General features: G+C 61.3%; 9 protein-coding genes. 7 read left to right on the forward strand and 2 right to left on the reverse strand.

What is annotated here, in order from left to right:
* Positions 1-173: 173 nt before the first annotated feature.
* From AB4Y97_RS12865 to AB4Y97_RS12875, 3 genes are all read left to right on the forward strand, one after another.
* Positions 174-1,262, forward strand: coding sequence for a TRAP transporter substrate-binding protein (locus AB4Y97_RS12865; RefSeq protein WP_441999435.1), 1,089 nt, complete (start codon positions 174-176; stop codon positions 1,260-1,262).
* Positions 1,263-1,418: 156 nt separating this feature from the next.
* Entirely contained in the window at positions 1,419-2,033 is a 615-nt protein-coding gene (locus AB4Y97_RS12870; protein ID WP_441999436.1) for a DUF2939 domain-containing protein, read from the forward strand.
* Between the two features lie 440 nt (positions 2,034-2,473).
* Positions 2,474-3,547 carry an AI-2E family transporter gene (locus AB4Y97_RS12875; RefSeq protein ID WP_441999437.1) on the forward strand — a complete coding sequence of 358 codons (1,074 nt, stop codon included), beginning with the start codon at positions 2,474-2,476 and terminating at the stop codon, positions 3,545-3,547.
* Positions 3,548-4,102: 555 nt separating this feature from the next.
* On the opposite strand, the gene AB4Y97_RS12880 is transcribed toward AB4Y97_RS12875, so the two are convergent.
* Positions 4,103-4,600 carry a YcgN family cysteine cluster protein gene (locus AB4Y97_RS12880; RefSeq protein WP_441999438.1) on the reverse strand — a complete coding sequence of 166 codons (498 nt, stop codon included), beginning with the start codon at positions 4,598-4,600 and terminating at the stop codon, positions 4,103-4,105.
* A 212-nt stretch (positions 4,601-4,812) separates the two neighbouring features.
* On the opposite strand from AB4Y97_RS12880, the gene AB4Y97_RS12885 reads away from it, so the two are divergent.
* From AB4Y97_RS12885 to AB4Y97_RS12900, 4 genes are all read left to right on the forward strand, one after another.
* The gene (locus tag AB4Y97_RS12885) at positions 4,813-7,035 is read left to right on the forward strand and encodes a transglycosylase domain-containing protein (protein WP_441999439.1); all 2,223 of its coding nucleotides are present in this window, start codon (positions 4,813-4,815) and stop codon (positions 7,033-7,035) included.
* Between the two features lie 244 nt (positions 7,036-7,279).
* Positions 7,280-7,873: a DUF1214 domain-containing protein gene (locus AB4Y97_RS12890; protein ID WP_441999440.1), complete on the forward strand. Its 594-nt coding sequence runs from the start codon at positions 7,280-7,282 to the stop codon at positions 7,871-7,873.
* A complete protein-coding gene (locus tag AB4Y97_RS12895; RefSeq protein WP_441999441.1) occupies positions 7,870-8,442 on the forward strand; it encodes a DUF1254 domain-containing protein in 573 nt (190 codons plus the stop codon). Before AB4Y97_RS12890 ends, AB4Y97_RS12895 begins: the two co-directional genes overlap by 4 nt.
* A complete protein-coding gene (locus AB4Y97_RS12900) occupies positions 8,442-8,936 on the forward strand; it encodes a GNAT family N-acetyltransferase (protein ID WP_441999442.1) in 495 nt (164 codons plus the stop codon). Before AB4Y97_RS12895 ends, AB4Y97_RS12900 begins: the two co-directional genes overlap by 1 nt.
* Positions 8,937-8,985: 49 nt before the next feature.
* Here AB4Y97_RS12900 and AB4Y97_RS12905 read toward each other — a convergent pair whose 3' ends face one another.
* Positions 8,986-9,186 carry a hypothetical protein gene (locus AB4Y97_RS12905; protein WP_441999443.1) on the reverse strand — a complete coding sequence of 67 codons (201 nt, stop codon included), beginning with the start codon at positions 9,184-9,186 and terminating at the stop codon, positions 8,986-8,988.
* Positions 9,187-9,368 lie beyond the last annotated feature (182 nt).

The raw sequence follows: 9,368 nt of genomic DNA on the forward strand, positions 1-9,368 counted from the left end.
TGCTCATGAATAGGGCCATGGGAACAAAGCCATGGCCCTAATGCCGGAAAAGGATAAAGCCCCGTCTCAGCCATTCGTCGATAGGGCCCGGAATCCGACTTGCGACGAAGTGGGGTTTCGTTGTCAATACCATCCAAGTGACAGAGTCACGATTCCAGGGAGGAATGAGAACGATGAAACGTCGTCAGTTTTTGCAAGCCGCAACGATCGGCGCCGCCTCGACGGCGGTTGCCGCACCGGCCATTGCGCAGTCGATGCCGGAATTGAAGTGGCGTCTGCAATCCGGCTTTCCGAAGTCGCTCGACACGATCTATGGCGGGGCGGAAGTCATCGCCAAGTTCGTGAATGAGGCGACGGATGGCAAATTCCAGATCCAGCCTTTCGCGGCGGGCGAAATCGTCGGTACGCCTCAGGTGGCGGATGCGGTCGGCAACGGCACCATCGAGATGGGCCATACCTGCTCCTACTACTATTTCGGCAAGGACCCGACCTTCGCCATCGGCACGGCCCTGCCCTTCGGCCTCAATGCCCGCCAGATGAATGCGTGGCTCTATCACGGCACGGGCAACGATCTGCTCAACGAGTTCTACGCCAAGCACAACATGTATGGCATGCCTGCCGGCAATACCGGCGTGCAGATGGGCGGCTGGTTCCGCAAGGAGATCAAGACCGTCGACGACCTGAAGGGCCTCAAGATGCGCATTGCGGGTCTGGCCGGCATGGTCATGGCGAAACTCGGCGCCGTGCCGCAGCAGATCCCCGGCGGCGACATCTACCCGGCCCTCGAGCGCGGCACCATCGACGCCGCCGAGTGGGTCGGCCCCTACGACGACGAGAAGCTCGGCTTCGCGAAGGTCGCGCCCTATTACTATTATCCCGGCTTCTGGGAAGGCGGCCCCTCCATCCATCTCTTCATCAATCAGGCGAAGTGGAAGGAACTGCCGAAGGCTTATCAGGCCATCCTGACGGCCGCCGCCGGCTACGCCAATTCGGACATGCTGGCGAAGTACGACGCCCGCAACCCGGCCGCCCTGCGCCGCCTGCTCGGCGCCGGCACGCAGCTGCGCCCCTTCTCGCAGGAAATCCTCGAAGCCGCCTACAAGGCCTCCAACGAGGTCTATGACGAAGTGTCGGCGAAGAACCCGGACTTCAAGAAGATCTACGAGAGCGTCCGCGGCTTCCGCAACGAGGAATATCTCTGGTTCCAAGTGGCCGAATACGCCTACGACACTTTCATGATCCGCGCCCGCGCCCGCGGCTGAGGTCTCGCGAAACCCTGAAGAAAGGGCGGTCTCCGGACCGCCCTTTTTTATTGGCGACGCAGCCCTATCATCAGCGCGAACAGCCCTTCGCTTCAGCTTGCACAGGATTTCGTCAGGTATCAGGTATCAGGACACGATCAAGGAAACTCCGACATCATGGTTTGGACCCTTCGCGTGAGCTTCCTGCTCTTCGTGGCCTTGCTGATCTTCCTCGTGTCGCCCTTCGTGGCCCTCTACGAACTTGCCAAGGCGGTGCAGACCCGAGACATGGCGCGGATCGAGAGCCGCGTGAATTTCCGCGCATTGCGCACCTCTTTCTCGCGCCAGATCGTCGGCGATTTCCTGAAGACCTCGTCTGGGGAGCAGAGCTTCGGCGGCCTCGACAGCAATGTGGCGGCCAATGCGGGAGCCGTGGCCCTTGATCCCTTTGTGGAACAACTCGTCACGCCGCAGGCGATGATCGATCTCCTGGAGGACGGCTGGACCCAGGCCGCGGCTGGAGCGGCCAATGCTGCGACATCAAATCCCCTGTCATACGGCTTCGGGTCGCTCGATCTCGACACGCTCCGCAAAGCCTGGAGACTCTTCATCCTCTCAGAATCGCAGGGGTTCAGAAGCATTTCCATGCCGTTGCCGCCGGATCTATCGAAGGACAAGCAGTTCAGGCTGACCTGGCGCCTGAGCGGCACCACCTGGCGCCTCACCGGAATCGAACTGCCCCGCGCACTACGCGAAGAATTGCTCCGGCGCATGCCGCAATCGGCAGGCTAGCGCATCGTTCGGGCCGGAAAACCGGTCCACTTTTCCGCACGATGCGCTAGACCTGGGATTGGCGCCCGGGCCCTTCCGATCCATTCAGGGGTCGATCCGGCACAAAAAATTTTCAGCGAATTACTTAAAGTAACCGCACATCGATCATAAAAACTCAATTTTGAATAATAAGCCACCCCACCAGGGCAAGTGGAAAGACAGTTCCGAGCAAGAAACAGACGATACCGGACGTCATTTCAAATCCCTCCTGTGCTTAACAACTCCTTAGAAAAATTTCAGTTCCTGCTGCATTGCACCAGATGACTTGCCGATGGGCATCCCCTGCCAGACCGAATGGCGAGAGAACTTTCCGCGGCCTTGCGACATAATCGCCTTACAGGTGCCGGACGGAACCGAGCTTCGCCGTTTCGATTGTCAGAGCGAGTGACAGGGTAAAAGCGATGAGCGACCAGCAATCTCCGGACATGGAACGGATCAGCGACACGGAATTTCTCCGCAAGAGCCTGATCCTGATCGGGCTGGTCGTTCTCATCCTCTTCCTGTGGCAGCTTTCTGACGTGCTGCTCCTGGCCTTCGGCTCGATCCTCGTCGCGATCATCCTGCATGCTTTCGCCGACGTTCTCGTCCGCTATCTCAACATTCCGTCGCGATGGAGCCTCGTCACGGCCAGCCTGACCATTCTCGTGCTGTTCATTGGATTGGCGGTGTTCTTCGGCGCCAATATCAGGACGCAATTGAACAACGTGGCCGAGCAGCTCCCCGTGGCCATCGATGCCTTCGGCCAGAAGCTTGGTATCGGAGCGATTTCCGACGATCTGTCCAAAATGCTGAGCGAGGTGCCGAGCAGCGGCCTTGCGCTGCGCATTGCCGGCATCGGCGGAACGATCCTGAGCGGACTGACCGACTTCGTTCTCGTCATCATCGCCGGGCTTTATATCGCGGCGTCGCCCCGCATCTATTTCGACGGCTTCGTCAAACTCTTTCCCATCCGCCAACACCGGCGTGTCGAAAGTACCCTTGTAGCATCGGGCGAGGCCCTGAAGCTGTGGCTGATCTCGCAACTCATCGCCATGATCTGCGTCGGTATTCTTTCGACCTTCGCATTCTGGCTGATCGGCCTGCCTTCACCCTATGCGCTCGGCCTGATCGCCAGCCTGCTGGAATTCATCCCGTTCCTGGGCCCTATCCTCGGGGCTCTGCCAGCCGTGCTGATTTCCTTCACCTTAGGGGGCGAAACGGTGATCTGGACAATAATTGCTGCCTTCATCATCCAGCAACTCGAAGGCAACGTCATTTTCCCGCTGGTGGAAAGGAGAATGGTCAGCATTCCGCCTGCCCTCGCCCTGTTCGGCATCGTCGTGGGCGGCATTCTTTTCGGCACCATCGGCCTGATGCTGGGCTTCCCTCTGGTGGTCGTGGCCTATGTCCTGGTCAAGAAACTCTACGTGCGCGAAACCTTGGGCGAGAGCACGCCGATCCCGGGAGAAACCAAGCCCAAAGACGTGAGGGCTTAGCGCATCATGCGGAAAAGTGCGTCCACTTTGGGCCGATACTTCAGGCATTGCCGGCCGACCGGGGCATAGAACTCTTTCAAAGTCTTGTTTTTCGGCATTTTTAGAAAGGGCCGGCCCCTCTCTCGCGGAAGACGTTCTGAAGCGCCGAGGAGACATTTCCAAATCGGCAGCCTCTAGGCAGGAGAGAACGACCCGCGCACGACAAAAGGGGTTTACCCTCACGAGTAAACCCCTTGAGTGGCAGCATCCTCATGCGCCAACAAGTTTCCGGAATCATCCGGCAATATAATGCAAGTTGTGTTTTACTTTTTACCACCCAACGATAGCAGATACACTATCGCGCTCAGGTAGATCTTTACTAACACTTCTTCGGCGGAGTCATTGTCGTAGCCTCCACTACCTTGGTCAGACCCATAACCTTGCCCATCCCCTTCCAGAAGTCAATCGTGCAGCGCAACAACTTGAACAAACCATTGTCATCTTTGACAATTTGTTTGAACAAAAGCCGGAAGACACACCTTTTCACGCAGGTGCGAAGATAGAATTCATAGATAATTATTCCTGATCCGACCCTTCGCCGTAGGGCCAATCAGTGATGCGCTCCAGAAGTTCGCGAAGGGTAAAATCCTCCTCCGGCCCTGCCACCCGGTCGCGCACCGAGATCCCGGCGGCATGGACGGTCTCGGGATCTCCCGAAACGAGGTGATGCCACCAGTAGAGATCCTTACCCTCGGCAATCAGCCGGTAGGCGCAGGTCTCCGGCAGCCAGGACAGGGTGCGCACGGCACTCGGGGTCAGGCGCACGCAATCGGGCACCTTGGCCTGCCGGTTCGGGTAGTCGCGGCAGCGGCAGGTCTGATCGTCGAGGAGGGTACAGCCCACATCTGTATAGAGAACCTCGCCCGTATCCTCGTCCTCGAGCTTGACGAGGCAACAGCGCCCGCACCCGTCGCACAGGCTCTCCCATTCCTCGGAGGTCATGACATCCAGAGATTTTACTCGCCAAAAGGGTAAATCTTCAGGCTTTGGTGTGACGAGAGCTGTGGTATCCATACGGAAGGTCTCAATCCTTTCTTTACGGCGCTTTGAAGGAGATGGGATATGTCGGCCTACGATTTTACTCCGTGAAGCGACGAAACCGGATGAACCGTCAAGCCTCTTCGTGAGTTGTTAGTGAAAGAGCCCGGACGGCGAAAGCTCTCCCCGGTATCTCGAGGAACAAAACGCCACAACAGGTCCACCTGACCTGCCCCGAAGGACTCCCCGTGCGCCCGCAAAACCCTACCCCCCTGACGACAAGGATCAAGCGCGCGGCCCTCGCCTTCGATGCCTGGCTCAACACCACCCTTTACCAGACGGGCCGCGGATTGGCGCGAGGCTGGGAAATCTATTCGGACAAGGTGAAGTGCCTGCGGTTTCGTGGCGCACCCCGGGTTCTTCTCGACCTGACCAGCGAAGCGACAACCTTGGGCCTCGTCGGCGGGGTAGCGATGCTTGCCTTGGCGCTGCCAGCTTTCCGGGAAACGGAGGAGGACTGGCTCAAGACCCAGGACCTCGCCGTCACCTTCCTCGACCGTTACGGGCACGAGGTAGGGCGGCGCGGCCTCCGGCTCGACGATTCCTACAAGCTTGAGGATTTCCCCGACTATCTCATCAAGGCGGCGCTCTCGACGGAGGACCGCCGCTTTTACGAGCATTGGGGCATCGATCCCATCGGCACGACCCGCGCCCTTGTCGTTAACGCTAAAGGCGGCGGCGTGGTGCAGGGCGGCTCCTCCATCACGCAGCAGCTTGCGAAGAACCTCTTCCTCACCAACGAGCGCTCGCTCGAGCGTAAGATCAAGGAAGCCTTTCTGGCCGTCTGGCTGGAATTCCACCTGACGAAGGATCAGATCCTCAAGCTTTATCTCGATCGCGCCTATATGGGCGGCGGCGCTCACGGCGTCGTGGCCGCGGCGGATTACTATTTCGGCAAGTCGGCCAAGGACGTGACGCTCGCCGAGGCCGCCATGCTCGCAGGTCTGTTCAAGGCGCCGACGAAATATGCGCCTCACATCAACCTGCCGGCGGCGCGTGCCCGCGCCAACGACGTGCTGCACAACATGGTCGAGTCCGGCTTCCTGACGGAGGGGCAGATTCAAACGGCCCTGCGCAACCCTGCGACGCCGGTCACCCGCAGCCGCGAAACGACGCCCGATTTCTATCTCGACTGGGCCTTCGAGCAGGTGAAGCAACTGGCCGCCGCCAGGAAGTTCGGCGACGACCGGGTTCTGACGGTGAAGACCCCGCTCGATACCTCCCTTCAAGCGCATGCCGAGGCGACGCTGGAAAACATGCTTCGCCAGCATGGCCGCGAGTACAAGGCCAACCAGGGCGCCATCGTCGTCATGGACGTGGACGGAGCGGTGCGCGCGATGGTCGGCGGACGGGATTACGGCCAGAGCCAGTTCAACCGCGCCACCGATGCCCTGCGCCAGCCGGGCTCTTCCTTCAAGCCCTTCGTCTATGCCACGGCGCTGACGGAGGACCCGAAACTCACCCCCTCCTCGCAGGTGGTCGACAAGCCGATCTGCCTGGGCAATTGGTGCCCGCAGAATTACGGCCGGTCGTTCTCCGGCAGCATGCCCATGGTCTCCGCGCTGGCGCGGTCCATCAACTCGATCCCGGTCTGGATGTCCTTGCAGATTGGCAAGGGCAACGCCAAGGCGGGCCGTGCGAAGATCATCGAGATGGCCGGCAAGATGGGCCTGACCCATCCCCTGACGGATTCGAGCTCGCTGCCCATCGGCGCGGCGGAAGTCACCGTCATCGACATGGCTTCGTCCTATGCGGTCTTCGCCAATGGCGGGCGCAAGGCGCCTCCCTATTCGGCCTGGGAAGTGCACAACTCCCAGGGCGACGTCATCTATCGCCGCGCCACCGACACGCCGCCGCAGCCGGTTCTGGAGCAGCGCGTCGTCGGCGCCATGAATTTCATGCTGAACAAGGTCGTCGAGCAGGGCACCGGCAAGCGCGCCGCCCTCGAAGGCATCCGCGCCGCCGGCAAGACCGGCACCACCAATGCCTATCGCGACGCCTGGTTCGTCGGTTACACGGGAAATCTCGTAGCCGGCGTCTGGTACGGCAACGATGACCACAGCGCCATGAACAACATGACCGGCGGCACCCTGCCCGCCATGACGTGGCAGCAGGTGATGACCCTCGCTCACCAGAACCTGGAGATCCGTCCGCTCCAGGGCCTCGAGCCGGAAAACGGCGCAAAGGTCGCCTCCAACGGCCGCAATGCGACGGACGAGATACTTGCCGCCTCGCAGGCCTATCTGGCCGGCACCTTGTCGCGCCGTTCCTACGATGTCCTGGGCAGCATCGGCGCGCTCTTCCAATCCGCGGAACGTCCGGCCTCGGCGGAAAAGCAGGTCGGTCCACTGCGCACATCGGATTCGCGGGAAAGCAGTCCCTCGGCTGGCCGGCGGATCGCAATGCCTTAAGCGCATGATCCGCAGAAGCGATCGCGGTTCCGAAGATCAACCGGTACTTCGATGAGTCGAGCGGTATCGGATGGAGAACCGGACTCCATTCCCACCGATCGCGCCCTGCCCTTGCCGACGCATCGTTTTTTGCGGAGAATCGGGATCCACTTCTTCCCACGATGCTCTAGATGGAGGGTGAGCCGGACTTGACGCCCATCATGACGACCGCTTCCATGCCCGCCCCTCAACGCCGCTGCTGCCAGTGACCGCCAGACCCATCCCGACATTCGTCCTGATCCTTTATGCCTTCCTGCTCGCGCTGGGGCTCGGCATCGGCTCGGCCTATGCGGTGCTGAAGGGCAAGCCTCCATTCGGTGGCCGCCATCTCGGTCCCTGGGTGACTTGGCCGAAATTGGGATCTGCGGATGCCGACCCCTATATGCGCGCCATTGCCGCCAGACGCGGAGAGATCCCGCTGGGAATCGGCGAAGGGCTTGCCTTGACGGCGACGGCCGACAGCGAGGGCCGCAAGCTCGATTCAGCCTGCTCCTATCGCATCGGCTCCGCCACCCCGGCCGCACGCTGGTGGACCCTGACCCTTTACGACGAGGCCGGACAGCTTCCGCCATCCGAGCTTGGACGAAGCGGCTTCACCTCCTCGGAAATCATCCGTAATGCGGATAACGGTTTTTCCGTCGACCTGTCGCGGAGCCTCAGCGCAGGCAATTGGCTGCAACTGCCCGCTTCGGGCGCCTTCAGCGTGGTGCTGCGCCTCTATGACCTACCCGGAGCGGCCGGAATGAATCTCGGTTCCGAGGATGTCCCCACCATCGAACGCCTGGGATGCGGCGCATGAGGGGCTTCGCGCGCTTCATGCTCGCCACCTTGTGCGGCCTCGTCCTCGCGGCGGGCGTGCATGTCGCTATCATTTTCGCCGCTCCCTACTTTGCGGAGAACGACGCTTTCGGCCGCCTTCAGGACACGCTGACGGAGGATCAGGCCCAGCTCATCAGCCTGCCGGGCGACGTGAAGACCTGGCTGCCCCTGCCCGATCCGGCGACGGCAGTGGCGGCCTGCGCCTTCGATCTGGCCGACGGGCCGGTGCGCGTCACCGCCAAGACCGGACAGGAGTTCCTGTCCATCTCCTTCCATACCAAGACGCGCGGCGTCTTCTTCGCCGTGACGGACCGGGCTGCCATTCGCGGCGAGCTGGAACTCGTGGTGATGACGCCCCGCCAGCTGGACGAGGCCAGCGCCGCCGAGGACGAGAACGAGCCGTCCCGCGATGTGCGCATCGTCGCCCCGCAGGAGCAGGGCTTCGTCGTCGTGCGCGTGGCCGCCCCCACGCCGAGCCTGCGTCCGCGCGCGGAGGAAACCGCCAAATCGGTCTCCTGCACGGTCGACGAGGAGGACGAAGCGAGCTGATGCCCTGGCGCCCCATGTCGACGCAGGATCTCGCGGCGGTGAAGAGCCTCGCGGACCGCATCCATATCGACCATCCGGAAGACATGCATGTCTTCACCGAGCGGCTCCAGCTTTATCCTGCGGGCTGTCACGTGCTCGCGGATAGGGACGATCTTGCCGGCTATGCGCTGAGTCATCCCTGGCGCCTCGGCGCGCCTCCGGCTCTGAACACGCCGCTGCGGGAGATCCCCGAACATTCGGAGACCTACTACATTCACGACATCGCATTGCTTCCGGAAGGACGCGGCAAGGGTCATGCGGGCGCGGTGGTGAAGATGCTGGCGGAGCACGCCATGGCCACCGGTTTCGGCTCCATGTCGCTGGTGGCGGTGAATGGATCGCGCGAATTCTGGGAGAGGCTGGGGTTCCGCACGGCCATGACGGCCGTATTGAAGGCGAAACTTTCGAGCTACGGCGGCGATGCCCTGTTGATGCGGCGCGAGCTCAAGCTGTGAGGCGGCTGACGCTGCGCAATACGTCTCTTTCGACAATCGTCAGCGGCAATCAGGAGCGTCGGCGGGAACCGTCGGAGGCGAAGGGCCGCGACGGGCCGGGATTGGGCGAAGGCCGTTCGTAACGAATGCCCGTGAAGAGCAGAATCTCGCCTCTCGGCTCGCTGGCCGAAAGGACCGGGCGCTGCGGGCGCGAGGCTGCATCGGGAAAGGCGACGACCACTCCTGGTGATCTGGTCCAGACGTCGTTCATAGGATGTCCTCCCCTTCACTCATTCAGTCGACTGATTCAGCGATTGCTCCACAAAATAACGCGATGGTTAACAGACCGTTTCCAATAGTCCGGCTTTGCGTGAAAGCATGACCTGACAACGAATCAACCATCGCCGCGGCGCTTCGGTTCCTTATGAAAGAGCGGCAATCTTCCGTCGCCTC

This window comes from Microvirga sp. 2TAF3 (genome assembly GCF_052114965.1).
Classification (GTDB): Bacteria; Pseudomonadota; Alphaproteobacteria; order Rhizobiales; family Beijerinckiaceae; genus Microvirga.

Bases quoted from the DNA above. Each gene is read 5' to 3' on its own strand.
- AB4Y97_RS12865 (WP_441999435.1), top strand. From the start codon at position 174: ATGAAACGTCGTCAGTTTTTGCAAGCCGCAACGATCGGCGCCGCCTCG.
- AB4Y97_RS12870 (WP_441999436.1), top strand. From the start codon at position 1,419: ATGGTTTGGACCCTTCGCGTGAGCTTCCTGCTCTTCGTGGCCTTGCTG.
- AB4Y97_RS12875 (WP_441999437.1), top strand. From the start codon at position 2,474: ATGAGCGACCAGCAATCTCCGGACATGGAACGGATCAGCGACACGGAA.
- AB4Y97_RS12880 (WP_441999438.1), bottom strand. From the start codon at position 4,600: ATGGATACCACAGCTCTCGTCACACCAAAGCCTGAAGATTTACCCTTT.
- AB4Y97_RS12895 (WP_441999441.1), top strand. From the start codon at position 7,870: ATGAGGGGCTTCGCGCGCTTCATGCTCGCCACCTTGTGCGGCCTCGTC.
- AB4Y97_RS12900 (WP_441999442.1), top strand. From the start codon at position 8,442: ATGCCCTGGCGCCCCATGTCGACGCAGGATCTCGCGGCGGTGAAGAGC.
- AB4Y97_RS12905 (WP_441999443.1), bottom strand. From the start codon at position 9,186: ATGAACGACGTCTGGACCAGATCACCAGGAGTGGTCGTCGCCTTTCCC.